Below are 23895 nucleotides of genomic sequence, written 5' to 3' on the forward strand. Positions count from 1 at the left end.
TCCGGACGAAGCCATATTGTACACCTGTGCAACATGGCGCATTCGAAACAGGATGTGACGGTTTTTTTGAGCCTGCCCCAGCCCGATTTCCCCTATGAACGGCGGTTAAATCATGTTTCGGACCGTCGCGGCTTTGGATTGTGTCAGCGTTCCGTGATACACGCATATGAGTGATTCCTAACAACCACTGTAAAGGTGACCCGACAATTGACTCTTCTCGCCCGATTGGCCTCCGATGTGCGACTGATGTTCCGGCGCCCGCCGCGACAGCAATATGGTGCGCTCTGCTACCGGTTGAAGAAGAAGAGCGGTGAAGTCGAGGTACTCCTGATGACGAGCCGCGACACCGGCCGCTGGGTCATTCCCAAGGGCTGGCCGATGAACGGCAAGTGCGCCCATGAGGTCGCCCTGCAGGAAGCTCTGGAGGAAGCCGGCGTTCGCGGCTCCGTCGAGGCGGAAACGCTCGGTTCCTACACCTATCCGAAAGTGCTGCGCGACGGTGTGCAGGTGGTTTGCAAAGTGCAGGTCTATGCGCTTGAGGTCACCGACATGGCGAAGAACTTCAAGGAAAAAGGCGAACGCACCATCGAGTGGGTCTCGGTCGACGAGGCGGTGAGCCGCGTGCGCGAACCGGAGCTTCGCAACCTCTTCCTCGCCTTCAAACAAAAGATGACCGACAAGCTTTCAGTCAGACCGGCGAAGCGAATTCCGGTGGCCAAAAAAGGTCCGGCGGCCAAGCAAATTCCAGCGGAATGAATCCTGCCATCTTGCACTGCTAGGAAAGCAGCGTAGAAGCAGCTTCATCCCTCAGGAAAAAGAATGCCGCCCCGTCCCGCAGTTCTTACCAAACGCACGCTCGATAAAGACCTCGATAAAATCACCTATGTCGAGGACGCGGCAAAGCACGTTGCGCGACTGCTGGTGGCACCCGGGCTCGGGCTGATTTTCGTCGGCCTGGTCATGCTCTTTGCCGGCGTCTATGTCTTCGACCGTCCGGGCGCCGTACTCGTCGTGGCGGCAGCGGCCCTTGCCGGCTACATGGCGATGAATATCGGCGCCAACGACGTGACCAACAACGTCGGTGCGGCCGTCGGTGCACGCGCCATGACGATGGGCCAGGCGCTGGTCATTGCTGCGATCTTCGAGGTCTTGGGCGCCACGATCGCGGGCGGCGAAGTGGTCAAGACGATTTCCTCCGACATCGTCGATGCTGGCCAGGTGTCGCCGGCGGTGCTCGGCTGGATCATGATGGCGGCGCTGACCGCAGCCGCCCTTTGGATCAACCTTGCAACCTGGATGAACGCGCCCGTTTCCACCACGCATGCGATCGTCGGGGCGGTGATCGGGGCCGGCATCTCAGCTGTGGGGCCGGAGCCGGTGAATTGGCGGGTAATGTTCGAGATCGCCTCGAGCTGGATCACCTCGCCGCTCCTTGGCGGACTGATCGCGGCCGGCCTGCTCTATCTCGTCAAGACGCTCATCATCTATCGCGACGACAAGATCGCGGCGGCGCGGCGTTGGGTACCGGTGCTGGTCGCGACGATGGCTGGCGCCTTCATGGCCTATATGGTGCTGCAGCTGTCGCCGATCGGTAGATTTCCGCCCTTCACCGTCATTCTGATCGGGATCGCCATCGGGCTGGTGACCTGGCTTATCGCCCGGCCGCTCGTCCTCGTCCAGGCGCGGGATCTTGAAAACCGCAACAGTTCACTGCGGGCGCTGTTCCGGCTGCCGCTGATCGGCTCGGCGGCGCTGCTATCCTTCGCGCATGGCGCAAACGACGTTTCGAACGCGGTCGGGCCGCTTTCGGCGATCGTCCATTCGGTCGGCATCGGCGGCGTTGGCGGCGTCGGCCATTCGCCCCTCTGGGTGATGCTGATCGGCGCCTTCGGCATCTCCGTCGGCCTGCTGCTCTTCGGGCCACGGCTCATCCGCCTCGTCGGCGAGGAGATCACCAAGCTCAATCCGATGCGCGCCTATTGCGTCGCGCTGTCGACCGCTTTCACCGTCATCGTCGCCTCTTGGCTCGGCCTGCCGGTCAGCACGACCCATATCGCCGTCGGCTCCGTCTTCGGCGTCGGCTTCTTCCGCGAATGGTATACGCGCCATTCGAAGCGCCGCATCGCCTATATCAGGCGCAAGACGGAGAGCTTCGATATCGACGAGCCGGAGGAGCCGAATATCCACGAGAGGCGGCGACGCTATCTGGTGCGGCGCTCGCATTTCATGACGATCATCGCCGCCTGGATCATCACCGTGCCGGTTTCGGCAGCGCTTGCGGCGATGATTTATTGGGTTATGTTCGCGCTCTTCGTTTGAGATCCCGAGTTTTTTCCAATGCGCGCCAATTTCCGCATGCAACGACTTTTCGTCGACGCGCCGCTTTCCAGCGGCGCCGTCGTGGAGGCGAATGCCGACCATTTCAACTATCTCGCCAACGTGCTGAGGATGGAGGACGGCACAGACATCCTGCTCTTCAACGGCCGCGACGGCGAGTGGCGGGCGACGCTGTCCTTCCCGACGCGCAAACGCATCCTGCTGACGGCAACCGAAGAGACGCGGCCGCAGCCGGCGGCCACGGACCTGCACTATCTCTTTGCCCCGCTCAAAGTCGGCCGCATGGATTATCTCGTGCAGAAAGCGGTGGAAATGGGCGCCGGGCTGCTGCAGCCTGTCATGACCCAGCATGTGCAGGGGAAGATCACCAATCTCGACAAGCTGCGCGCCAATGTCGTCGAGGCGGCGGAGCAATGCGGTATTCTCGGCATCCCTGCCGTGGCCGAGCCGGTGAGGCTTTCCGACCTGCTCGACCATTGGCCGAGCGAGCGCCGCATCATCTATTGCGACGAGGGTGACGCCGGGCAAAACCCGCTGCCGGTGCTGGCAGCCATCCAAGAAAGGCATCTCGCTCTGCTCGTCGGGCCGGAAGGCGGCTTTTCGGAGGATGAGCGGGCGCGGCTTCGAAGCCTCGATTTCGTCACTGCCATTCCGCTCGGACCTCGCATCCTCCGGGCCGATACGGCCGCTGTTGCGGCGCTGGCAGTGGTCCAGGCGGCGATCGGCGACTGGACATGACCGGGAAAACGGGTTGACGCGGAAATCACTGCTGTTTTTTTGATGCGTCGTTGAAAGAATTTCACTTGCAACATACGTGGCTTGGGTCCTAATCACCTTCCAATTGCCCGGCCCCCTGGGCGCCTTTTGAATACAGGTACCCCGCATGGCCCGCGACACTACCGACCAGACACCGCTCTCTTCCGTTCAGGAATTGACCGATTACATCGCCGCGGGCAACAAGCCGCGGGAGCGCTTCCGGATCGGCACCGAACATGAGAAGTTCGCCTTCTTCCGCGCCGACAACAGCCCGGTTCCCTACTTCGGCGATGCCAGCATCTCGGCCCTGCTTACCGGCCTGCAGAAAAAGAGCGGCTGGGAGCCGATCATGGACGGCGGCAACATCATCGGCCTTGCCGAGCAGCACGGCATGGGGGCGATCTCGATCGAGCCCGGCGGCCAGTTCGAACTGTCAGGCGCGCCGCTGGAGACAATCCACCAGACCTGCAGGGAATCGAACCAGCACCTGGCGACGCTGCGCGAGATCGCCGAACCGATGGGCATCCGTTTCCTCGGCATCGGCGGCAGTCCGAAATGGACCTATGCCGAAACCCCGCAAATGCCGAAATCGCGCTACGAGATCATGACCCGCTATATGCCGAAGGTCGGCACCAAGGGCCTAGACATGATGTATCGCACCTGCACGATCCAGGTGAATCTCGATTTCTCCTCGGAAGCCGACATGCGCCAGAAGATGCGCGTCTCGATGAAGCTGCAATCGCTGGCGACCGCGCTGTTTGCATCCTCGCCCTTCACCGAGGGCAAGCCGAACGGGCTGCTCTCCTGGCGCGGCGATATCTGGCGCGATGTCGACAACCAGCGCTCGGGCCTGCTCGATTTCACGTTCCGCGACGATTTCGGCTTCCGCGATTATGCCGAATGGGCGCTCGACGTGCCGATGTATTTCATCGTCCGCGACGGGCACTATCACGACTGTACCCATGTGACCTTCCGCCAGTTCATGAACGGCGCGTTGAAGGGCGAGGTCGCCGATCCGGCGCCGACGATGGGTGACTGGACAAACCATCTTTCCACGCTCTTCCCGGACGTGCGAATGAAACGCTTCCTCGAAATGCGCGGCGCCGACGGCGGCCCATGGCGGCGCATCTGTGCGTTGCCCGCTTTCTGGGTCGGCCTGCTCTACGACGATGCGGCCCTTCAGGCCGCCGACGAGCTGACGAAGGATTGGAGCTTTGCCGAGATCGGCGCCCTGCGCAATGCCGTTCCGGCGCAAGGGTTGAAGGCCGAGTTTCGCGGGCATGCGCTGCTCGAGGCGGCGCGCGAGGTCGTCGGCATCTCAAGGGCCGGCCTCAAGGCGCGCGGCAGGCTTAACGGCGAAGGCCAGGACGAAAGCATCTTCCTGGCGCCGCTCGACGAGGTGCTTGCCAAGAAGGCGACGCTCGCCGAGGATCTGCTGTCGCTCTATCACGGCCGCTGGCAGGGTTCCGTCGAACCGGTCTTCGAGGATTATCAGTACTGAGATCGTCCTAAGCCCCTCTGACAAAAAGCCGTTTGCGTATTACCATTTCCGGATATAGTGACGTCACAACGCGTCACGACTCGGGGAAAGGGACCTCCATGCTGCCACTCTTCGATATGATGATGCAGGCGCAGAACGGCGCGGCGATGGAAGCGATCGCCCGGCAATTCAACCTGGCGCAGGAACAGGCGACGAAGGCCATGGCGGCGCTGATGCCGGCCTTTTCCGCCGGCCTGAAGCGCAGCACCGGCAATCCTTACGATTTCGTCGGGCTGATGCAGGCCGTCGCCTCCGGCAATTACGCGCGATATTTCGAGGATATGAGCCGGGCCTTCACGCCGGAGGGCATTTCCGACGGCAACAACATCCTTGCCCAGTTGTTCGGCTCCAAGGAGGTTTCGAGGGCGATCGCAGCCCAGGCCGCCCAGATGACCGGGATCGGACAGGACATCTACAAACAGATGCTGCCGGTGCTGGCCGACACGCTGATGGGCGGGCTCTTCAAGCAGACGACCGGCCAGATGGCCTCTCCTGTCAACCCCTTCGCCAACACGGCGATGGGCGAGAGCATTCAAAAATGGCTTGAGAGTACGGGCTTTGCGCCGAAGCCGAAGGCAGCCCCGGAGTCCAGCATTTTCGACAATCCCTTCACGCAGGCGATGCAACTGATGTTTTCGATGCCGAAACAGCAACCGGCGCCTGCCCCGAACCCATTCCTCGACAATCCTTTCGCCAAGGCCTTCCAGGAGATGATGGCCGGGCTCGGCCAGCAACCGGCAGCCCAGCAGCCTACCGCGAAGACGCCGGAGGCTCCGAAGGAAGAGGCGAAGGTCAATGCCGACAGCTATGCGGAGATGTTGAACGCCATGTTCGACAGCGGGCTGGAAGTGCAGAAGAGCTACCAGAGGAATCTGGAGGCGATTTTCGAAACTTACCGGCCGAAGCCTTCGCCTGACCCTAAGACATAAAAAGACCCGGCGATGGCTGGGAAAGCCGATCGCCGGGTCAAGCGGCAGGGCTATTGGCTATCACCCTGCGGGGAAACTTGCGCTCCTACTCGTCGCAGGAACGGAAGAACTGCAGGCGCCAACGATTGCGCGCCGAACGCGTCAGATGTTCCGACGGATCCTCGAAAAACGTCGAGGCCAGGAACGCCGAGGTCAGATCGGCCCTGGTGAGGCCGATATCTCTCAGCTGCGTATCATTCAGATCATGCAGCGCGTTGATCTCCATGCGATTGCGAAACACGCGAAAGAGGAAGGTCAACGGGGCGAGGCCTGCCGCCAGACGCTGGGAAAACGTCGGGGTAAGCTTGCCGCAGTCGAGTTCTAGTGTCCGGTCTGTCGTGTGCATCGAACTCTCCTTTCTTTCGGGGCACGCAACAACCCACCCCTGCCGCGAGGTCGTGCGGAAGGGAGCAGGCTGAATTCGGCTCGGACAGGCAGGGTGTCTGTCCTTCACTTTGCTTGATTTGCATCCCGAAGATGCCAAAGACCTATTGATCAGTCCAACGAATGTTTCTAATGATTATCATCAGCTATCTTTATAGGTGAACCCATGTCCGCGCCTCTTGATCTCGACCAGTTGCAGACTTTCATCGCCATCGTCGATTCCGGCAGCTTCACCAAGGCCGCCGACAGGGTCTACAAGACCCAATCCGCCGTCTCCATGCAGATGCGCCGTCTCGAAGAGCGCATCGGCAAGCAGCTGTTCATCAAGGACGGCCGCGGCAATCGGCTGACGGTCGAGGGTGAAAAACTGCTCAATTACGCCCGGCGCATCATCCGCCTCAACAATGAGGCGATCGCCGCCTTTGACGACAACAGGCTGGAGGGGACGCTACGCATCGGCACGCCGGACGATTACGCCGACCGCTATATGCCTGAGATCATCGGCCGTTTTGCCAAGACGCATCCGAATGTCGAGCTTTACATCGTCTGCGAGCCGTCGATGGACCTTGCCGAGCGCATGCACAAGGGCGAGCTCGATATCGCCCTCGTCACCCACAATCCGCGCGAGCGCATGTCCGATGTGGTCAGAACCGAGCCGCTCTGCTGGGTCGGCTCGGCCAACCATCCGATCCGCGACGATGCGCCGGTGCCGCTAGCCGTTGGCCGCCGCGACTGCCAATGGCGCCAGCTTGCCTGCTCGGCGCTCGATGCCGTCGGGCGCGAGCACCAGATCCTGTTCACCAGCTGGTCCTGCACCGTCGTCGCCGCGGCCGTGCTTGCCGGTATGGCGGTCTCGGTGATGCCGGAATCGGCGCTGCGGACGGGCATGAAGGTGCTGAGCCAGGCCGACGGTTTCCCGGCGCTGCCGCCGGTGCAGATCGGCATCATGAAACGGCCTGGCGTCTCGCTGTCGCTGATGAACGCAATCACGGCCCATATCACTGCCTGCCTCGACAACATCACGCCGGCTGTCGTCGACGACGGGCTGGAAGCGGATGTCAAATCCGCCCAGGCGCGCCTTTATCCGCGGCTGAAGGCTGCCAATATGGTGCCGAGCTGGTAGAAGTCCTCAGGCGACGCTCGCGGCAAAAAGGGAGGCGCGGATGACGCGTTTCCACTCGCCGAGCATGCGCTGCGCTATGGCCTCTTCGCTGACGGCCGCAAGTCGGATGACGGCGCCGATCAGGTGGCTAAAAAGGTAAGTGCGCGCGAACATTTCCTCGTCGCAACGGTCGGGAGCCAACCGGCGTACAGCGTCATCGAAGATACCAGCGACGCGACCGCTATGCTCGATATTCAGCCGAAGCAGATCCTGATCGGTCTCGGTTCCCATCCAGACGCCGAGATAAACGGGATCGTCGCGATAGGATTCGTAATACCAGTCGATGGTGGCGCAGACGAGATCGAGGGCCTGGTCGAGGGACTGCACGTCGCTGAACATCGCCGCCGTCTTCGCCTGAATCGCCGAAGCGTGCTGGTCGAACAGGGCTTTGACGATCGCCGCCTTCTCCGGGAAATACTGGTAAACCGAGCCGATCGGCACCTTGGCGGCGACCGCGAGTTCCGTCATCCGCATGGCGCTGACGCCCTTTTGGGCGATTATCTTGGCGGCGGCAGCGAGGATAAGATCCAGTCTCTGGATGCTACGCTCCTGCTTCGGCTTCCTGCGCAAGCCGATGCGATCCATGCTTTCCGCGCCCATGTCGTTCCCATTCTTATTGTTTCGCGCCGCAGGCTATCTACCACCACCGCGTCGAGCGGATATGACATTGCAGGCCTTCATCAGCGGTAAATGGAAACGCTCAGATTTTAACGATAGGCAAACGCGTGAGAAATCAGGCTCCTAGGCCGCATTGCTCTGATTGACGAGGGCGCAAAAAACGTCAGATAGTTGTAAAATCCGGCAGATTGCCGCCTGCGCACATCGCCGTCAGCCCATCGCCATCCAGATGGCGAGCCAACCCCACATGGCTGCAAGCACCAGATAACCGGCAGCAAAGATCGGGCTGCGGTAACTGAGATCATTGCTGGTGACGTGAATGGCGGCATGAGCGTAACGCAGAGCGACGAAGAGCCAGGCGAGGCCGAGGGCGACAAGATTGTCGGCCTCGGCGATATAGAGAAGAATGCAGCAGGGGTAAAAGAGTACAGGCAATTCGAACTGGTTGGCGAGGCAATTCTTGACGACAAGGCTTTCGGCGGGTTCGTCACGATTTTCGCGATAGTCCTGTTTGCGGATCTTTCCGACCCGCACCATTTTCCCGCGTCTCAGGCCAAGAAGCGCGTAGAGACCATAGACCAGGGCCACATGGGCAAGGAGTGGCCAGAAGATTTCATAGCCGGTCATGATCGCCACTTCCTTTCCGCTTTATATGCCGTTGGCAGCATTAGCGGAAAGGATAAGCGGATGCCAGCGGCTCGCCGCTGTGCAACCGCAAACCCGATATTGTCTTCACACCTGGGCGCTGCCGCCATCGACGAAGAGTTCGGCACCGCTGACGAAGCTGGAATCCTCCGAGGCAAGGAAGAGTGCGGCAGCGGCAACTTCCTCGGCGCGACCGACCCTGCCCATAGGCACCTGGGCTGCCAAGGCGTCGAGCAAGCCCTGCTGCTGCGTTGGGTCCTTGCCCGCCAATTCGACCAGTCCAGTCGTTTCCGTCGGGCCAGGACTAAGCGTGTTGATCCGAATGCCGCGATCCTTCAAGTCGAGGATCCAGTTGCGCGCAAAGCTGCGCAAGGCGGCTTTCGATGCGGCGTAAACGCTGAAGGCGGGTGTGCCGGTCGAGCCTGCGGTCGATCCCGTCAAGATGATCGATGATCCTGGCGAGAGCAGCGGCAAGGCCTTCTGCACCGTAAAGAGAACCCCCTTCACGTTCCGATCGAACGTGTCGTCATACTGCTCTTCAGTGATTTCGCCGAGGGGCAACATGGAGCCGCCACCCGCGTTGACGAAGAGCACGTCAATTTTCCCGGATTCTGCCTTCACCCGTTCATAGAGGCGATCGAGGTCGGCGAGATTGGCTGAATCCGCCTGAATTCCCACAACCTCGCCGCCTATCTCAGCGATTGCTGCATCGAGAACATCCTTGCGGCGACCCGTGATAAAGACCCGGGCGCCCTCGGCTACGAAGCGCTTGGCCGTTGCAAGGCCGATGCCCGAAGTGGCGCCCGTGATAACCGCAATCTTTGCGTTCAGTCGTTGTGTCATTGTCGTCTCCTTGGTTCGACTGAAGCTGAGATATGGACGAAAGCATCGTTGCGGAATAGAAAGAGTTGAAAGCCATTGTTTCAGGAATGAAATGACAAAGTTTCCCGATTTCGAGGGTCTGGCGATGTTTGCGAAGGTCGCGGAAGAGCGTTCCTTCCTTCGGGCTGCGCAGACGCTCGGCGTGTCGGTGCCGACCGTTTCGCGAGCCGTCAGCCGTCTTGAGCACAGACTCGGCGCCAGGCTCTTCAACCGGACGTCCCGGCAGCTGGCGTTGACCGAATTCGGCCTGCGACTGGTCGATAGCGCCGCACGAATCTATGCCGAGGCCGAGAGGGCGGAGGACGCTGCCCGGGAGATTGCCACCCGGCCGAAGGGTCTCATCAGGCTTGCCGCACCGATGGCCTTCGGGACGCGCTGGCTTGCCCCGGTCCTGCCTGATTTTTTCGAGCGCTTTCCGGAGATTTCCATCGACCTGCACATGAGCGATGCCGTCGTCGATATCGTGGGAGAGGGTTTTGATGCCGCGCTCAGAATCGCAGTACTGCCGGATTCGTCCTTGGTCGCGCGAAGGCTGACGCCGGTGGATCGCTTCATTCTCGCTGCACCCGCATATCTCGACCGGTACGGCGTGCCGGAACATCCGCGCGACCTAGCGGCTCACCATTGCCTGGGATACGCCTATAGGGCGCGACAGGATGTCTGGCGCCTGCGCAACAGTGAAGGCAAGGAGGAGGTCATCGTGCCAAGTGGCTCTCTCAAGGCCACAAATTCGCAAGCCTTGGTGCCAATGGCGCTAAGCGGCCTCGGGATCATCGAACTTCCGGAGTTTCTCGCGCATGACTATCTGATAGACGGCCGGCTGAAGCCGATTCTTCCCGACTGGACACTGCCGACCGGCGCACTGTATTTCGTCACACCTTCCGCGCGGAACCGGCCAGCGAAGGTCGAGGTACTTTCCGATTTCATGATGGCGAGATTGTCAAATCCGGTTTGGCGGCGAAGGAGCTGATAGCCACTTCAGTCCTGGCGTGGCGACAGCCAACGGGCAATTGCAAGCCGGGCCGCGACGATGAAGCAGATAGCGAGGCTTGCGAATTTCAACCGCGTCATCCACGGCAGCACGTGCATTGCAAGACCTGCGGACGCGCTGTTGCCGAAGGCAATCAGACTGGAAATGTTCTCGCCGTAGTCGGAGATGCCGTAGATGAAAGGCAGCAGAGAGATCGCCTTGGCTATGAGCGGATGAAGTGACCGGCCGAACCACGAGCCGACGGGACCAAGCCTGAGGAAGACGACGAACAGCAGCGCCGTCAGCAATGCCGGAAAGATCAGCTCCGGCCCGAAATACATGGCGCTGAGCAGTTTGGCCGCCGTCTTATTTTCATCGAGCAGCTTCTGCATGTGGAAGACGGTCGATTCGTCGTAGCCGGCGAAGTAGGTGTCGAGCACCGCCTGCCCGGTTTCGTGCTTGAAAGGAACGACGAAGCCGAAGGTCGTCCAGGCGAGCACGGCAAGGCAAAGGGCGGCGAGCAGCGCGACGATCCAGAGCGGAATTGCGCTGCCCGCCTTCATGATCAGAGGCCGGCGCCAGGATAGTTCGGGCTCTCGCGGGTGATCGTCACGTCATGGGCGTGGCTTTCGCGAAGGCCGGCGCCGGAGATGCGCACAAAGGTGGCGCGCTCCTGGAAATCCTTCAGGTCCTTGCCGCCAACATAACCCATGGCCGCCTTGAGACCGCCGGCGAGCTGGTGGACGACGGCCGAGACCGGTCCCTTGTACGGCACCTGGCCCTCGATGCCTTCGGGCACGAGCTTCAGCGTGTCGCGCACCTCAGCCTGGAAATAACGATCGGCCGAACCGCGGGCCATGGCGCCGACGGAGCCCATGCCACGATAGGCCTTGAAGGAACGGCCCTGGTAGAGATAAACCTCGCCTGGGCTCTCGTCGGTGCCGGCGAGCAGCGAGCCGATCATGACGGCAGAAGCACCGGCGGCGATCGCCTTGGCAAGGTCGCCGGAGAATTTGATGCCGCCGTCGGCGATGACGGGCACATCCTGATCCTGGGCGGCCTGGACGGCCGACATGATGGCGGCGAGCTGCGGAACGCCGACGCCGGCGACAATGCGCGTCGTGCAGATCGAACCCGGGCCGATGCCGACCTTGACGGCGTCGGCGCCGGCATCGATCAGCGCTCGGGTGCCGTCATAGGTGGCGACGTTGCCGGCCATGATCCTGACCGAGTTGGAAAGCTTCTTGACCCGGGCGACAGCATCGAGAACACGCTGCGAATGGCCATGGGCGGTATCGACGACCAAAAGGTCGACGCCGGCCTCGATCAGGCGTTCGGCCCGCTCGAAGCCGTCATCGCCGACGCTGATGGCGGCGGCGGCGCGAAGCCTGCCCTGCGCATCCTTGGAGGCGTTCGGGTTCAGCTGCGACTTCTCGATATCCTTGACGGTGATGAGGCCGACGCAGCGGCCTTCGGCGTCGACGACCAGCAGCTTCTCAATACGATGCGAGTGCAGCAGGCGCTTGGCTTCCTGCTGATCGACGCTCTCCTTGACCGTGACCAGATTGTCCTTGGTCATCAGCTCATGGATCTTCTGCTCCGGATCCGAGGCGAAGCGGACGTCGCGGTTGGTGAGGATGCCGACGAGGCGGCCGGACTTCTCGACCACCGGGATGCCGGAGATGCCATGCGATTTCATCAGGGAGAGCGCTTCGGCAAGCTTCGCCTCCGGGCCGATGGTGACCGGATTGACGACCATGCCGCTTTCGAACTTCTTCACCTGGCGGACCTCTTCGGCCTGCTCGATCGGCGTCAGGTTGCGGTGGATGACGCCGAGGCCGCCGGCCTGGGCCATGGCGATCGCCAGCCGGCTCTCGGTGACGGTATCCATGGCCGAAGAGAGGATCGGGATGTTGAGATCGAAGTCGCGGGCGATGCGGGTTGCGATATTCGTCTGGCCGGGCATGACCTCGGAATGGCCGGGCTGCAGCAGCACGTCGTCGAAGGTAAGCGCGTCCGCGCCGGTTGCCGTTTCAATGATGCGGGCCATGGCCAAATTCCTTCAGTTAAGAAAATGCAACCCGTCCCGGAAACGAATCGTCCGCCCCGGCGGTGTGCATGAGTTGCTTGGAAGTTGGCGAGGGCTGGTAACACGTCTATGACAGGAAGGAAATAGCAAAAAGCCCGGCGTGGCCGCCGGATCGTCATGGGAGCCATGCATCTACCGCATCGGCCCGAAAATCGGAATCGATTTCGGAAAGCACGATGCGTAGATTCAAAGTGTTACAGCGTCCCTTGCGCGTCTGCCAAGACGCGCGGCGCGGGAAAGCGCATCGCGTCAAACTTCATTCATGCGATGCGCTTTAGCTCTTTGTTTTTACGCATGTCGTTATCCCGGAACCGCTACACACTTCCGGACGACATGCGGTAGATCAAATGTCGAACTGATAGGTCTTCGCCACGAAGCGATAGCCGCCATCCTGCCTTTCGGCGAAACCGACCGCGGGGAACGGCATGTGGTAACCGAGGAAGGCGATCTTGTCGGTGGCGATCATGTCGAAAACCTTACGGCGGCTGGCCGCCGCCTGCGCCTTGTCCATATCGAAGCGCACTTCCCAATCCGGGCGCAGCAGCGACAGAATATAGTGGTTGGCCGTATCGCCTGTCAGCACCAGGCGCTTGCCCTCGGATTCCACATGGAACACCATGTGGCCCGGGCTGTGACCGGCGGCCAGCATCGCCGTCATGCCGGGCGCAATGCTGTCACCGTCCTTGATGAAGGTGGCTTTTTCGACGAGCGGCGTCAGGTTGGCAAGCACGGCCTTGTGGCCGCCTTCGGCGGGCGTGCCTTCGCGTGATTTGTTCGACCAGAAATCATATTCGGCCTGACCGATGACATAGCGGGCATTCTTGAAGGCGGCTGCGCCATTTTCCATGAGACCGCCGATATGATCGCCGTGCAGATGGGTGAGCGCCACGAGGGTGACGTCGTCGGCCGAGTATCCTGCGGCTTTCAAGCCTTCGGCAAGCCGGCCGGCGCCACGCGCCCGCCCCGCTGCACCGAAGCCGGTATCGACAAGAATGACATCCGCGCCGGTATCGATGAGGGCAGGCGTATAGCCGCTCAGGAGCTTGTCGGCCGGCAGGAAGTTTGCAGTCAGCAATGCCTTGACCGTCTCGGGATCCTGATTGGTGCCGTAGGTTTCATAGGGTTTTTCGGAGATGTTGATGCCATCGCGCACCACTGTGAATTTATAGGAACCGAGCTTGAATTGATCGATCTCGGGCAAAGGCATTGCATTCATATTGCTGCTTTCTCCAGTCGCGGCCGCCACGGCCTTCTCTCTTAAAATCACCGGCGCAGCCAGCAGCCCGAGGCCTGTGGCAAAAAACGTGCGCCGCCTTATTGGCGTTGAGATTGCCATGTCCACTCCCCTTTGATGCGCGGCGCGCCATCGCGCCGACCCGACGATCTGGCCGTATTTCCTGCCCGGGTAGGTGAACATAGGTCAATGTTGATAGGGAAGGATGTCGGGCAAGCCATCTCACGCAGACGTGAACCGAACGTTCCATCGAAGCGGATTGAAGGATTGGCAGGCCCGGGAAGTGAGTCTACACAGCAAATGCCTTTCCTGCTCCAATCCGCAGCCTATCAAGGCTCCCGCCTATGAACCGCATCGTCCCGCTGATCCTTGCCGTCGCTCTCTTCATGGAGCAGATGGACTCCACCGTGATTTCGACGGCGTTGCCCGCAATCGCCGGGGATCTCAATGTCGGGCCGATTACGCTGAAGCTGGCGCTGACCTCCTACATGGTGGCGCTGGCGGTGTTCATCCCGGTCAGCGGCTGGATGGCCGACAGGTTCGGCGCCAAGAAGATTTTCCGGCTTGCCATCTCCGTCTTCGTCATCGGCTCGATTTTCTGCGCCTTCTCGTCCAATCTCGTCGAATTCGTGTTTGCCCGCTTCCTGCAGGGCATGGGCGGCGCGATGATGACGCCGGTCGGCCGCCTGGTGCTGGTGCGCACGACGAAGCGCAGCGATCTGGTTTCCGCCATGGCGCTGCTGACGATCCCGGCGCTGGTCGGCCCGCTCACGGGCCCGCCGCTCGGCGGCTTCATCACTACCTATTTCAGTTGGCATTGGATCTTCCTGATCAACGTGCCGGTCGGCATCATCGGCATCTGGCTTGCAACGATCTTCCTGCCGGAGGTGGAAGCGATCGCGCCGCCGAAGCTCGATTTCACCGGCTTCGTGCTCACCTCGCTTTCAGCCGCCGGCGTCGTCTTCGGCCTGTCGGTGGTCAGCCTGCCGGCCCTGCCGCCGATCATCGGCATCACCGCGACCTTTATCGGCCTTGCCTGCGGCGTCCTCTACATCAGCCATGCGAAGCGCCACCCAGCGCCGATCCTCAACCTCAACCTGTTCAAAAATCCGACGTTCCGGGCTTCGACCATGGGCGGCAATCTCTTTCGAATCTGCGTCGGCGCCATGCCGTTCCTGACACCGCTGATGCTGCAGCTCGGCTTCGGGCTGACGCCGTTCCAATCCGGCCTCATCACCTTTGCCGGGGCGATCGGGGCGATCACCACAAAGTTCATGGCCAAGCGCGTTTTCGCCGCCACCGGCTTTCGCACGACACTCGTCGGCGCCGCCATGGTGACGACGCTTGTGACCGTCATCACCGGCTTCTTCACGCCGGCAACGCCGCACCTCGTCATCATCGGCGTGCTGCTTCTCGGCGGTTTCTCCCGCTCCTTCATGTTCACCGGCGTCAATGCGCTTGCCTTCGCCGATATCGATGATGCCGAAGCCAGCCAGGCGACATCGATGAGCTCCGTCATGCAGCAGGTCAGCCTGGCGCTCGGCGTCGCGGTGGCGGCCGCAATATTGGAGACCTCGATCTATATCAGGGGCGAGGCGCTTGATGTGGCCGATTTCCATCTGGCTTTCTACATCTTTGCCGGACTGACGGTGATTGCGACCATTCCCTTCGTCCGGATGGATCGCAACGCTGGCGCCCTCGTTTCCGGCCATCGCTCGAGAGGCGTGAAGCCGTCGGCCATCGAAGCCGAACAATCGATGGTGAAATAGGCCGGGCTTTATTCGGGACGTTCGCAGACTGCACTAAGCTTGTTGCCGTCGAGGTCGCGGACGTAGGCCGCATAGAAATGGGCATGGTAGGAGCGCAGGCCAGGCCCGCCTTCATCCGCCGCGCCCGCCGCAATCGCGGCTGCGTGGAAGGCATCGACAGCCGCCCGCGTTTCGGCCGCAAGCGCCACCATGGCGCCGTTACCGGCAGTCGCCCGGTGGCGATTGAACGGCGTCACCACCCAGAAGCGGCAGCGCGTGTCGCCTTCGGCGGAATAGCCGATCTCCTCTTCTGTATGACGCTGGCGACGATAGCCGAGCGCACCCAGCACGGCGTCATAGAAATGACCTGCGCGATGAAGATCGTTGGTTCCGAGCGTGATGTAGAGAAGCATGGGATCATCATCAACCGGGATGGACCCGAGATCAAGCTTGCTCTGCGTCAGCTTCCGCCTTGCGGCCTTTGAAGCCCTTGGCCAGCAGGAACATCTCCACCGATTCGGCGCGTGACGAGTTCGGCTTGACATGGACGACCTGGCGGAAATTCTGCTTCAGCATGGCGAGCAGATCACGCTCGGTGCCGCCCTGGAAGGTCTTGGTGAGGAAATGCCCGCCCTCTCCCAGCACCTCGACGGCGAAATGGGCCGCAACCTCGCACAAATGCATGGTGCGCAGATGATCGGTTCTGTGGTGGCCCGTGGTCGGCGCGGCCATATCGGAAATGACGAGATCGGGCGTGCCGCCGACCGCCTCCATCAGCTTTTCCGGCGCGCTCGGATCGAGGAAGTCGAGCTGCAGGATCTTGACGCCGGGAAGCTGGGCCATTTCGAGGAAATCGATCGCGGCCACACGCACGTCCTCATCCGTCGAACCGGTGACCTTGGCGGCGATCTGTGACCAGCTGCCGGGAGCCGCACCCAGATCGATGATGCGCCTGGCGCCGCGCAGGATGTGGTATTTCTCGTCGATCTCCAACAGCTTGAAGGCGGCGCGGGCGCGATAGCCTTCGAGCTGGGCGCGCTGCACATAGGGATCGTTGATGTGGCGCTGCAGCCATTGGCGGGAGGACGCCTTCATCTTCTTGTTCTTGACGCGCTGGCCGAGCTTGCGGCCGGTGCGGTTTCCCGCGATCGGTGCCTTTGTCATGCCCTTCCCCTTATTTCGCCCGCTGGCCGCGGCGGTTGCGATGGCGCCGCCACACGCCGTCATCGGCCATCATGTCGGTGAGCAGGCCTTCCCTCAAGCCGCGATCGGCGACCCGCATGCGCGGGCTCGGCCAACGGCGGCGGATCGCCTCCAGAATGGCGCAGCCGGCAAGCACCAGATCGGCCCGGTCCGGCCCGATGCAGGGATTGGCGGCGCGGCTTTCGAAATCCCAGGAGAGAAGCTTCGCCTGCATGGCGGAGACCTCGTCATCCGAGAGCCAGATGCCATCGACCTTGCGCCGGTCATAGCGCGGCAGGTCGAGATGGACACCGGCAAGCGTCGTCACCGTGCCCGACGTGCCGATCAGGTGGAAATCGCCAGTCTGGGCGATCTCGATCTCCGGGCAGTCGAAGCATCCGAGCATGGCTTCGACCTCGCGCACCATGCCTTCGAAAACATCCGGCGTGACGTCGCGCCCGCCGTGACGCTCCGACAGCGTCACGACGCCGACCGGCAGCGAGGTCCAATGGGTGATGTGATTGGCGAGCCGGCTGAAGCGACTATCGCCGATGCGGATGACGGCGATCTCCGAGGAGCCGCCACCAATATCGAAGAGGACGACGGAACGAGTCTCGCGGCCAACGAGCGAGGAGCAGCCGGAGACCGCGAGGCGTGCCTCGGTCTCCCGGTCGATGATCTCAAGTTCGAGGCCGGTTTCGGCGACAACGCGGCCGAGGAACTCCGCGCCGTTGACCGCCTGACGGCAGGCCTCGGTGGCGATCAGCCGCATGCGGCGGATCTCCCGGTTCCTCAGCTTGCCGGCGCAGATCCTCAGCGCCTCGATCGCCCTTTCCATCGCCTCGTCGGAGAGACGGCCGCTGGCGGCAAGACCCTCGCCGAGCCGTACGATGCGGGAAAAGGCATCCACGACGCGGAACTGGCCCGGCCGGGTCGGCTGGGCTATCAGCAGACGGCAATTATTGGTGCCGAGATCGAGCGCGGCATAGAGTTCTTCCGGCCATGCGTGCTCGCCGGCCTGACGATCCCCCTGGTGACCGTGGCTCTCCTGGCGGCCTTTGCGGCCGGCGCCGGCGCCGTTCTGCATCTCGCGCGGGACGGCACTGCGCACCGTCTCTTCGACGCGGCTTTCCTGCAGGGGCACATGGGAAGGCTTTGCCGATGACAGCGGCCGGCCCTGCAGCCCGCGCTTGCCGCGATGCTTCCGGCGGTTGCGCCGGCTCGATGCCTGTTCGCTGTCGGGCCGGGCGGCTGCCGCGTCCTGTTCCACCTTCTGGTTTTGAACTGAACTATCCTGCGAAGCGCCTTGACCGCCGCGACGACGGCGCTTGCGCTTGCGAGCCGGATGTCCGGCCGCATCTTCCATGGGGCGCGCAGGCTGCCCGGCACTGCCGGGGAACTCATGCGAAGCGGGATGGGCGACGCTGCGGGTTTGCCCGCCGCGCTTGCCCTTGCGACGCCTGGACTTCTTGCCGTCCCTGCGCCCTGCCGCCGTCGCCCCGTCAAATTGCGGCTTCGCGCCGCCTTCGGGGTCTTCCACGTTGTTTTCCACCGCGCCGCGCAAGTCCCGGAGGTATGCAGCAGGCGCTCGTTTGATTTTTGCGTTGCCGCAAGAATATCAGCGCCCGCCAAAATCACCAAATTCTTTTTTGACAGAGGGCTTTGCGGAAGAGTTTCACCGCCGGCCTGAGAAGGCCGATTTTTTTCAAAACAGGTATTTGCAATCGCCGGGCTTTTGTTTATAAGCGCCGCACACCAGCCGAACCGCCCGCCGGTTCGCTTGCTGGGGAATAGTTCAATGGTAGAACAGCGGACTCTGACTCCGTCGATCTTGGTTCGAATCCAGGTTCCCCAGCCAATTCTCTCCCAGTCCTTTAATTCCGTGATTTTCCAGTCATGCCGGATATCGTGTTGGCATCATTGGGGACCTGATGCCCAGAACTGCAGCCCGCAGCTGATGCCCACGCGAGTGAGCGCGGCCAGCGTCCCAGCGGGCAGGCAAGGGCAACGCACGCTTCGAATACGAGCGGGACGTCATGCTTTGGCATCTCAAAGACGCGGCGCGTTGTAAATCACTCCACTGGTTCCCCTAGTCTATGATGTGGTAGCCGCCGTCGATGTAGATGGTGTCGCCGGTGATCAGCCGCGCTGCATCATGAGCGAGGAAGGCCGTTGCCATGCCGACATCGTCTATCGACACAAGGCTGCGTGTCGGCGCCCTTTCCTCGGCCTTGCTAAGAAGCTCGTCGAATTCCGGGATGCCGGAGGCAGCCCGCGTCGCCAGCGGGCCTGGCGAGATGGCATGCACCCGAATGCCCTTCGGCCCGAGTTCGGCGGCGATGTAGCGCACGGCGCTTTCGAGCGCCGCCTTGGCGACACCCATGACGTTGTAGTTCTTCACGACCATCTGGCTGCCGTAGTAGCTCATGGTGAACAGCGTCCCGCCGCGTTTCATCAGCGGTTCCGCAAGATGCGCCATGCGAATGAACGACCAGCAGGAAATGTCCATCGTCTTCAGGAATCCTTCACGAGGCACGTCGACCACTCGCCCCTGCAGAGTATCCTTTGGCGAAAAGGCAATCGAATGCACCAGGAAATCGAGCTCGCCCCATTGCTCGGCTATCCGGTCGAACACCGCCTCCAATTGTGCCGGCAGGGAAACGTCGAGCGGCATGAAGATGGGCGCTTCCAGCGCCTCGGCCAGCGGCTCGACATGGGGCTTGGCCTTGTCATTGAGATAGGTCACCGCGAGCTCGGCGCCGAGCGCACGGAAGGCTCTGGCGCAACCCCAGGCGATCGACTGGTCATTGGCGATGCCGACCACCAGCCCGCGCTTGCCTTCAAGAAGCTTGGCCTTCACATCAGGGATCATCATCAGCCCCTCTCCCGGGTCATGGGTTGCCCATCATGCGGCGAGCAATGCGTATGTATGCCGCGCGATCATCAGTTCCTCGTCGGTCGGCACGGCATAAATGGCGAGCCTGCTATCGTCGCCCGAAATCAACAGCTCGCCGGCGGCGTTTCGCCTGCTGTCGAGCTTGGCGCCTAACCATTCCAGCTTCCTGCAGATCCGCTCACGCATGACCGGCGAGTTTTCCCCGACGCCGGCGGTGAACACGAAAGCGTCCAATCCGCCGAGAGCGGCCGCGAGCATGCCGGCATTGAGGCCGATGCGATGTACGAAATGATCGAGCGCGAGTGCCGCACCCGGCTCCTCGCTCGCTAACAGGTCGCGGACGTCGTTGCTGGCGCCCGAGAGGCCCTTGAGGCCGGATTCCCTGTAAAGAAGGTCCTGCAGCTCAGCTGCACTCATGCCGCGCTGCTGGAGAAGATAGAGAAGCACGCCCGGATCGATCTGGCCGCATCGTGTGCCCATCGGCAGGCCATCCAGAGCAGTGAAGCCCAGTGTGCTCTCCACGCTTTTTCCGCCGCGGAGCGCGCACATCGAGGCACCGCTTCCGAGGTGGGCGACAATGACCCGTCCTCGGCCAACGTCCGGCGCGATCTCGGCCAGCCTTCCGGCGACATATTCGTAGGACAGGCCATGAAAACCATAGCGCCGGACACCCTCTTCGAAATAACGCGCGGGAATGGCGTAGTGGTCAGCCATCGGATCATGGCCGCGATGGAAGGCCGTGTCGAAGCAGGCGATCTGCGTTAGCTGCGGCTGACGCTCCAGCAGTGCGCGGATCGGCGCGAGATTGCTTGGCTGGTGCAACGGCGCAAGCGGCGTATAGCGCTCCAGTTCGTGCAGCAGGGTTTCGTCGATGCGCGCCGGGCGCATGTGGTTCGGGCCGCCATGGACGACCCGATGGCCGACGGCAATCAGACGGCCGTCGTGCCGCTCGCGCAGCCATTCGCCCACAAGGCGCATCGCCGCGGGCAAATCGGCAACGGTCTCGTTTGGATAGCTTGCGTCCGCCAGCCGCTCGCCGCCAGCACCCTTGATGGCCAGGCGCGGCGCAGTGCCGATGCCTTCCATCTTACCCTTGACCAGTCGCGTGAGCGAACCCGAGACCGCGAAGACCTCGAACTTCAGGCTGGAGGAGCCGGCATTGACGACGAGGATGGTGTCCATTGCATCATCCCCCCTGTATCGGCGCCGTGCGGCGGCGCGCATCGGCCAGCAGGACGCCGACGGCGCAGGAGGCAAGGCGCGCCAGCACGGAATCTGCCCGCGACGTCAGGATGATCGGCACGCGCGCTCCAAGCACGATGCCTGCTGCATCTGCCTTCGCCAGGAACGTCAGGTTCTTCGCCAGCATGTTACCGGATTCGAGATTGGGGACGACGAGTATCTGGGCGTGGCCGGCCACCGGCGACTGGATGCCCTTTATCCGTGCAGCCTCCGGATCGATCGCATTGTCGAAGGCAAGCGGCCCGTCGAGAATGCCGCCCGTTATCTGTCCGCGCTCGGCCATCTTGCAAAGAGCAGCGGCGTCGATCGTCGAAGGGATCTTCAATGTGACCGTCTCAACCGCCGAAAGGATCGCCACGCGGGGCGTGCCCAGGCCGACCTGGGTGAAGAGATCGATGGCGTTCTGAACGATGTCGCGCTTGGCATCGAGATCCGGCGCGATGTTGATGGCCGCGTCGGTAATGAACAGCGTTTCCGAATGGTGCGGGACATCCATCACGAAGACATGGCTGATCCGCCGCGCCGTCCTCAGTCCCGTGGCCGATGACGTCACGGCGCGCATGAGCTCATCCGTGTGGAGGCTTCCTTTCATCAGCAAATCAGCGCCGCCTTGGCGGATGATCTCCACCGCCTTCGCCGCCGCCGCGTCGCTATGCGGCGTGTCGACCAGCTCGAATGGGGAGATATCGATGTGATGCGCGTCTGCAATTGTGCGCACCTTTCCCGCCGGCCCGACCAGGACCGGACGGATCAGTCCTATCTCGGCTGCCTCGACGGCGCCGCGCAGCGATGTCTCGTCGCAAGGATGGGCGACGACCGTCGTCATCACAGGAACCTGCTTTGCCTTGGCGATCAGCCGCTCATACTTCTGATGCGGCACGTACTCTTTCCCAACGTCGTCTAAATCCTGCATCTTCACACTCCATGTTGAAGGGCGGGCTCAGTCCCTCGGCTTCAGCATCTTGTCGGCTAACTTGCGCGGCGAACAGACTTCCCCGGGATGGCCTTCGCCGGCGACAAGACAGGTTCCGGCAGCGTCTCTCCGGAAAGGCCGAATATCCCGACAATCCTCTTCCAGCGCTGTTCGGCTTCGCCGGAAAGCGCGCCGCGCACGTTCAAGACCTCACGCAGGGAAGACAAGGCCTCGCGGCGAACACTCTCCTCCGCCGGCAATAGCCGTGGGATAGCGCTCACGGCAGCCTCTTCGTCGATCAGCAGCATGAGGAACTGGTCGCGGATCAAGGCCTTGAATTCCGCGAGCGTCATCGCCGGCATGCCGTCCTCGGTGCGCCGCATCCGGCGAATGGCGGCAAAGCCACGCTCATCGGCTGCACCATTGGCCATGGCGACGTAGAGCAGGCTGCGCGCCAGACCTTCCCGAAGTCCGCCGTCCTCCATTTGCGCCTTGAGTTCCTCGATCCTCTCCTTGAGAACCTGCGCATGCAGCGCGGTCTTGCTTGCTCTGCGCTGCGGCCTAGTGTCAGACGGATCGATGCCGACTGCCGCCTGCAGGAGCGGAGACCCGTAGACGGAGAGGAAGGTCGCCTCGCTCAGCGCCTCGATCCCTTGACGCCATGCATCCAGCCCCGCAACGACCTGGCGTGAGAAGGCTTGCTCCAACGCCAGGAAGGGATTGTCGGCACGAACGGGACGGCGCTCTTCCGCCACATCGAGGGCGAGATCTGCAATCGGCGCCATCCAAGGATTGACGTCGCTAAACACCTCGTATTGCAGCCGGAGCGGATGCATCTCACGCAGATGCTTGGCCGCCCAATCCGGCGCCATTGCGCGGACGAAAGGCTGAAGGAAAGTCCGGTAGAGGGACAGGTTGATCTCCGAGACCTTCGCAACGGTCGCAAAACGCCGGTCATCCGCGGCGTTATTGCAGCCGAGCGCGCGGATATCGTCCAGCGTCCTTGCCTCGCAGCGCATGATCCAATCACCCTCGACGAGGTCCCCGCCTACTGTCTCAGCGGTCTTTGCCTCGAAAATCGCCTCGTAGAGCCCGGGTGGCAGCGCATCGATCAGATCGATATTGCTGGAGAATTCTCCATGCTCCTTGCGGGCAACGCTCGCGGACACGAAAATTCCGAGGTGACCGATCGTTTCGTGCACCGTGTAAACGATCGTCTGGCCGTGTGAGCGTATCTCGTTCACATCGTCATAGAGATCCAGAATCCAGCCGAGCGCCTGCGCGGGCGGCGTGACGTTGTCTCCCTTCGAGCAGAAGACGACGATCGGCGTGCGGATGTTGCGAAGATCGATCGCCTCGCCCTTTGACGTCTTGATGCGGCCCGCGGCAAGATTGTTGCCGACGAAGAGTTCGTCGACGATGAACTGGATTTCCTCCGCGTTCAGATTGACGTGACCACCCCACCACTGCTCGAAACCGAGATAGCGTGGTGCCTCGGTGTCGATCTTCGAATAGAGGTTATATTGCTTGGTCCATAGCGTGTTGGCCGGATTCTGGTTCTCGAAATTCTGCACCAGCCATGCGCCGTCGAACTGCCCGTGTCCGAGGTCGCTGGTGAGTGCGGTCATCCAAGTACCGCCAAGCAGTCCGCCGGTATATCGCATCGGATATTTGCCGCGTTCACCCGCCCAGTAGGAAAGTGGCGCGCCGGCAATGATGATCGAGCCGAACAGTTCTGAGCGCATGGCGGCCAGCATCATGACGGCCCAGCCCGCCTGGCAGTTGCCGATCACGCATGGCTTGGCGTCGGCCTGCGGATGCAGCGATATCACCTTCTCCAAAAAGATGGCTTCAGCCAGTGCAATGTCTTCGATCGTCTGTCCCGGCATCGGCTGCGGAAGAAAGCCAATAAAATAGCACGGGTGCCCGGCTCTCAGTGCAACGCCGATCTCGCTGTCAGCCTTGAAGCCACCGATGCCCGGCCCGTGTCCAGCTCTCGGATCGACCACGACGAAAGGCCGGCGCTTTTCATCAATCTCTACCCCCTCAGGCGGGACGATCCGAACCAGCGCGTAGTTGACGGGCTTCTCGAGCGAACGTCCGTCAAGCACGACCTCGGGCGTGAAGCTCAGGACATGCGGCGCGGTTGCTTCCGCATGGGCGCGATACTGGTTGCCGCGCTTGCGCATGACGTCCCAGAACAGCACGCTGCGCTGGGCGGCATCCAAAACATAGTCGAGGGCGTAACCGGCCGGACCGAACTGCGTGGCGAAACCGGCTGTGGGAAGATAGGAAGAATGCCGCATGCCAAATCTCCTGTTCACCGCTC

At 62.0% G+C, this 23895-nt stretch carries 22 protein-coding genes and 1 tRNA gene; 9 read left to right on the top strand and 14 right to left on the bottom strand.

Annotated features, from left to right (window positions below):
* The first annotated feature begins 207 nt into the window (after nt 1–207).
* From HJB91_RS08505 to HJB91_RS08525, 5 genes are all read left to right on the top strand, one after another.
* Nucleotides 208–756 carry an NUDIX hydrolase gene (locus HJB91_RS08505; protein WP_221122506.1) on the top strand — a complete coding sequence of 183 codons (549 nt, stop codon included), beginning with the start codon at nt 208–210 and terminating at the stop codon, nt 754–756.
* 63 nt (nt 757–819) lie between these two features.
* A complete protein-coding gene (locus tag HJB91_RS08510; RefSeq protein WP_210629062.1) occupies nt 820–2319 on the top strand; it encodes an inorganic phosphate transporter in 1500 nt (499 codons plus the stop codon).
* An 18-nt stretch (nt 2320–2337) separates the two neighbouring features.
* The gene (locus tag HJB91_RS08515) at nt 2338–3075 is read left to right on the top strand and encodes a 16S rRNA (uracil(1498)-N(3))-methyltransferase (RefSeq protein WP_210629063.1); all 738 of its coding nucleotides are present in this window, start codon (nt 2338–2340) and stop codon (nt 3073–3075) included.
* Between the two features lie 145 nt (nt 3076–3220).
* On the top strand, nt 3221–4594 hold the full coding sequence (locus HJB91_RS08520; RefSeq protein ID WP_210629064.1) for a glutamate--cysteine ligase: 1374 nt from the start codon (nt 3221–3223) through the stop codon (nt 4592–4594).
* Between the two features lie 98 nt (nt 4595–4692).
* Nucleotides 4693–5562: a DUF937 domain-containing protein gene (locus HJB91_RS08525; protein ID WP_210629065.1), complete on the top strand. Its 870-nt coding sequence runs from the start codon at nt 4693–4695 to the stop codon at nt 5560–5562.
* An 85-nt stretch (nt 5563–5647) separates the two neighbouring features.
* Here HJB91_RS08525 and HJB91_RS08530 read toward each other — a convergent pair whose 3' ends face one another.
* Complete coding sequence (locus HJB91_RS08530) at nt 5648–5947, bottom strand: DUF1127 domain-containing protein (RefSeq protein ID WP_210629066.1); 300 nt, start codon at nt 5945–5947, stop codon at nt 5648–5650.
* Nucleotides 5948–6151: 204 nt separating this feature from the next.
* On the opposite strand from HJB91_RS08530, the gene HJB91_RS08535 reads away from it, so the two are divergent.
* Nucleotides 6152–7108 (top strand): LysR substrate-binding domain-containing protein, encoded by a 957-nt coding sequence (locus HJB91_RS08535; protein ID WP_210629067.1) that lies wholly within the window; start codon nt 6152–6154, stop codon nt 7106–7108.
* Nucleotides 7109–7114: 6 nt separating this feature from the next.
* Here the strand turns inward: HJB91_RS08535 and HJB91_RS08540 are convergent, their stop codons facing one another.
* The 3 genes from HJB91_RS08540 to HJB91_RS08550 form a co-directional block, all read right to left on the bottom strand.
* The gene (locus HJB91_RS08540; RefSeq protein WP_210629068.1) at nt 7115–7747 is read right to left on the bottom strand and encodes a TetR family transcriptional regulator; all 633 of its coding nucleotides are present in this window, start codon (nt 7745–7747) and stop codon (nt 7115–7117) included.
* A 228-nt stretch (nt 7748–7975) separates the two neighbouring features.
* Entirely contained in the window at nt 7976–8392 is a 417-nt protein-coding gene (locus HJB91_RS08545; protein WP_210629069.1) for an MAPEG family protein, read from the bottom strand.
* A 105-nt stretch (nt 8393–8497) separates the two neighbouring features.
* Nucleotides 8498–9253, bottom strand: a complete 756-nt coding sequence (locus tag HJB91_RS08550) for an SDR family oxidoreductase (RefSeq protein WP_210629070.1) — start codon at nt 9251–9253, stop codon at nt 8498–8500.
* Nucleotides 9254–9344: 91 nt separating this feature from the next.
* On the opposite strand from HJB91_RS08550, the gene HJB91_RS08555 reads away from it, so the two are divergent.
* Nucleotides 9345–10262, top strand: coding sequence for a LysR family transcriptional regulator (locus HJB91_RS08555; protein ID WP_210629071.1), 918 nt, complete (start codon nt 9345–9347; stop codon nt 10260–10262).
* An 8-nt stretch (nt 10263–10270) separates the two neighbouring features.
* Here HJB91_RS08555 and HJB91_RS08560 read toward each other — a convergent pair whose 3' ends face one another.
* From HJB91_RS08560 to HJB91_RS08570, 3 genes are all read right to left on the bottom strand, one after another.
* Nucleotides 10271–10825, bottom strand: a complete 555-nt coding sequence (locus tag HJB91_RS08560; RefSeq protein ID WP_221122505.1) for a hypothetical protein — start codon at nt 10823–10825, stop codon at nt 10271–10273.
* Nucleotides 10826–10827: 2 nt separating this feature from the next.
* Nucleotides 10828–12312: an IMP dehydrogenase gene (guaB, locus tag HJB91_RS08565; protein WP_210629073.1), complete on the bottom strand. Its 1485-nt coding sequence runs from the start codon at nt 12310–12312 to the stop codon at nt 10828–10830.
* Between the two features lie 382 nt (nt 12313–12694).
* The gene (locus HJB91_RS08570; RefSeq protein ID WP_221146711.1) at nt 12695–13687 is read right to left on the bottom strand and encodes an MBL fold metallo-hydrolase; all 993 of its coding nucleotides are present in this window, start codon (nt 13685–13687) and stop codon (nt 12695–12697) included.
* A 242-nt stretch (nt 13688–13929) separates the two neighbouring features.
* Here HJB91_RS08570 and HJB91_RS08575 point away from each other — a divergent pair, with 242 nt between their 5' ends.
* The gene (locus HJB91_RS08575; protein WP_221154381.1) at nt 13930–15354 is read left to right on the top strand and encodes a DHA2 family efflux MFS transporter permease subunit; all 1425 of its coding nucleotides are present in this window, start codon (nt 13930–13932) and stop codon (nt 15352–15354) included.
* A gap of 8 nt (nt 15355–15362) precedes the next feature.
* Here HJB91_RS08575 and HJB91_RS08580 read toward each other — a convergent pair whose 3' ends face one another.
* The 3 genes from HJB91_RS08580 to HJB91_RS08590 are packed head-to-tail and all read right to left on the bottom strand — an operon-like array spanning nt 15363 to nt 18055.
* Nucleotides 15363–15746 carry a VOC family protein gene (locus HJB91_RS08580; RefSeq protein WP_210629076.1) on the bottom strand — a complete coding sequence of 128 codons (384 nt, stop codon included), beginning with the start codon at nt 15744–15746 and terminating at the stop codon, nt 15363–15365.
* A gap of 31 nt (nt 15747–15777) precedes the next feature.
* Nucleotides 15778–16497, bottom strand: a complete 720-nt coding sequence (locus HJB91_RS08585) for an RlmE family RNA methyltransferase (RefSeq protein WP_064681032.1) — start codon at nt 16495–16497, stop codon at nt 15778–15780.
* A 10-nt stretch (nt 16498–16507) separates the two neighbouring features.
* A complete protein-coding gene (locus HJB91_RS08590) occupies nt 16508–18055 on the bottom strand; it encodes a Ppx/GppA phosphatase family protein (protein WP_210629077.1) in 1548 nt (515 codons plus the stop codon).
* A 244-nt stretch (nt 18056–18299) separates the two neighbouring features.
* On the opposite strand from HJB91_RS08590, the gene HJB91_RS08595 reads away from it, so the two are divergent.
* Nucleotides 18300–18373, top strand: a tRNA-Gln gene (locus tag HJB91_RS08595).
* 231 nt (nt 18374–18604) lie between these two features.
* Here HJB91_RS08595 and fabI read toward each other — a convergent pair.
* Genes fabI through HJB91_RS08615 form a run of 4 tightly spaced genes read right to left on the bottom strand, consistent with a single transcriptional unit; the run spans nt 18605 to nt 23872 of the window.
* The gene (gene fabI, locus HJB91_RS08600; RefSeq protein ID WP_221146719.1) at nt 18605–19390 is read right to left on the bottom strand and encodes an enoyl-ACP reductase FabI; all 786 of its coding nucleotides are present in this window, start codon (nt 19388–19390) and stop codon (nt 18605–18607) included.
* A gap of 30 nt (nt 19391–19420) precedes the next feature.
* Nucleotides 19421–20593, bottom strand: coding sequence for an acetate/propionate family kinase (locus HJB91_RS08605; RefSeq protein WP_221146720.1), 1173 nt, complete (start codon nt 20591–20593; stop codon nt 19421–19423).
* Nucleotides 20594–20597: 4 nt separating this feature from the next.
* Complete coding sequence (locus HJB91_RS08610) at nt 20598–21566, bottom strand: phosphate acetyltransferase (RefSeq protein ID WP_221122499.1); 969 nt, start codon at nt 21564–21566, stop codon at nt 20598–20600.
* A gap of 56 nt (nt 21567–21622) precedes the next feature.
* The gene (locus HJB91_RS08615) at nt 21623–23872 is read right to left on the bottom strand and encodes a DUF3141 domain-containing protein (protein ID WP_221154383.1); all 2250 of its coding nucleotides are present in this window, start codon (nt 23870–23872) and stop codon (nt 21623–21625) included.
* Between the last annotated feature and the right edge of the window lie 23 nt (nt 23873–23895).

The organism is Rhizobium sp. NLR10b (assembly GCF_019685435.1).
Taxonomy (GTDB): domain Bacteria; phylum Pseudomonadota; class Alphaproteobacteria; order Rhizobiales; family Rhizobiaceae; genus Rhizobium.

What these genes read in the sequence shown, in the direction of transcription:
- HJB91_RS08605 (WP_221146720.1), bottom strand. Translation starts at nt 20,593, where the DNA reads ATGGACACCATCCTCGTCGTCAATGCCGGCTCCTCCAGCCTGAAGTTC.
- HJB91_RS08610 (WP_221122499.1), bottom strand. Translation starts at nt 21,566, where the DNA reads ATGCAGGATTTAGACGACGTTGGGAAAGAGTACGTGCCGCATCAGAAG.
- HJB91_RS08615 (WP_221154383.1), bottom strand. Translation starts at nt 23,872, where the DNA reads ATGCGGCATTCTTCCTATCTTCCCACAGCCGGTTTCGCCACGCAGTTC.
- HJB91_RS08535 (WP_210629067.1), top strand. Translation starts at nt 6,152, where the DNA reads ATGTCCGCGCCTCTTGATCTCGACCAGTTGCAGACTTTCATCGCCATC.
- HJB91_RS08575 (WP_221154381.1), top strand. Translation starts at nt 13,930, where the DNA reads ATGAACCGCATCGTCCCGCTGATCCTTGCCGTCGCTCTCTTCATGGAG.
- HJB91_RS08520 (WP_210629064.1), top strand. Translation starts at nt 3,221, where the DNA reads ATGGCCCGCGACACTACCGACCAGACACCGCTCTCTTCCGTTCAGGAA.
- HJB91_RS08555 (WP_210629071.1), top strand. Translation starts at nt 9,345, where the DNA reads ATGACAAAGTTTCCCGATTTCGAGGGTCTGGCGATGTTTGCGAAGGTC.
- HJB91_RS08570 (WP_221146711.1), bottom strand. Translation starts at nt 13,687, where the DNA reads ATGGCAATCTCAACGCCAATAAGGCGGCGCACGTTTTTTGCCACAGGC.
- HJB91_RS08580 (WP_210629076.1), bottom strand. Translation starts at nt 15,746, where the DNA reads ATGCTTCTCTACATCACGCTCGGAACCAACGATCTTCATCGCGCAGGT.
- HJB91_RS08545 (WP_210629069.1), bottom strand. Translation starts at nt 8,392, where the DNA reads ATGACCGGCTATGAAATCTTCTGGCCACTCCTTGCCCATGTGGCCCTG.
- HJB91_RS08560 (WP_221122505.1), bottom strand. Translation starts at nt 10,825, where the DNA reads ATGAAGGCGGGCAGCGCAATTCCGCTCTGGATCGTCGCGCTGCTCGCC.
- HJB91_RS08510 (WP_210629062.1), top strand. Translation starts at nt 820, where the DNA reads ATGCCGCCCCGTCCCGCAGTTCTTACCAAACGCACGCTCGATAAAGAC.
- guaB (WP_210629073.1), bottom strand. Translation starts at nt 12,312, where the DNA reads ATGGCCCGCATCATTGAAACGGCAACCGGCGCGGACGCGCTTACCTTC.
- HJB91_RS08525 (WP_210629065.1), top strand. Translation starts at nt 4,693, where the DNA reads ATGCTGCCACTCTTCGATATGATGATGCAGGCGCAGAACGGCGCGGCG.
- fabI (WP_221146719.1), bottom strand. Translation starts at nt 19,390, where the DNA reads ATGATGATCCCTGATGTGAAGGCCAAGCTTCTTGAAGGCAAGCGCGGG.
- HJB91_RS08530 (WP_210629066.1), bottom strand. Translation starts at nt 5,947, where the DNA reads ATGCACACGACAGACCGGACACTAGAACTCGACTGCGGCAAGCTTACC.
- HJB91_RS08515 (WP_210629063.1), top strand. Translation starts at nt 2,338, where the DNA reads ATGCGCGCCAATTTCCGCATGCAACGACTTTTCGTCGACGCGCCGCTT.
- HJB91_RS08540 (WP_210629068.1), bottom strand. Translation starts at nt 7,747, where the DNA reads ATGGGCGCGGAAAGCATGGATCGCATCGGCTTGCGCAGGAAGCCGAAG.
- HJB91_RS08585 (WP_064681032.1), bottom strand. Translation starts at nt 16,497, where the DNA reads ATGACAAAGGCACCGATCGCGGGAAACCGCACCGGCCGCAAGCTCGGC.
- HJB91_RS08550 (WP_210629070.1), bottom strand. Translation starts at nt 9,253, where the DNA reads ATGACACAACGACTGAACGCAAAGATTGCGGTTATCACGGGCGCCACT.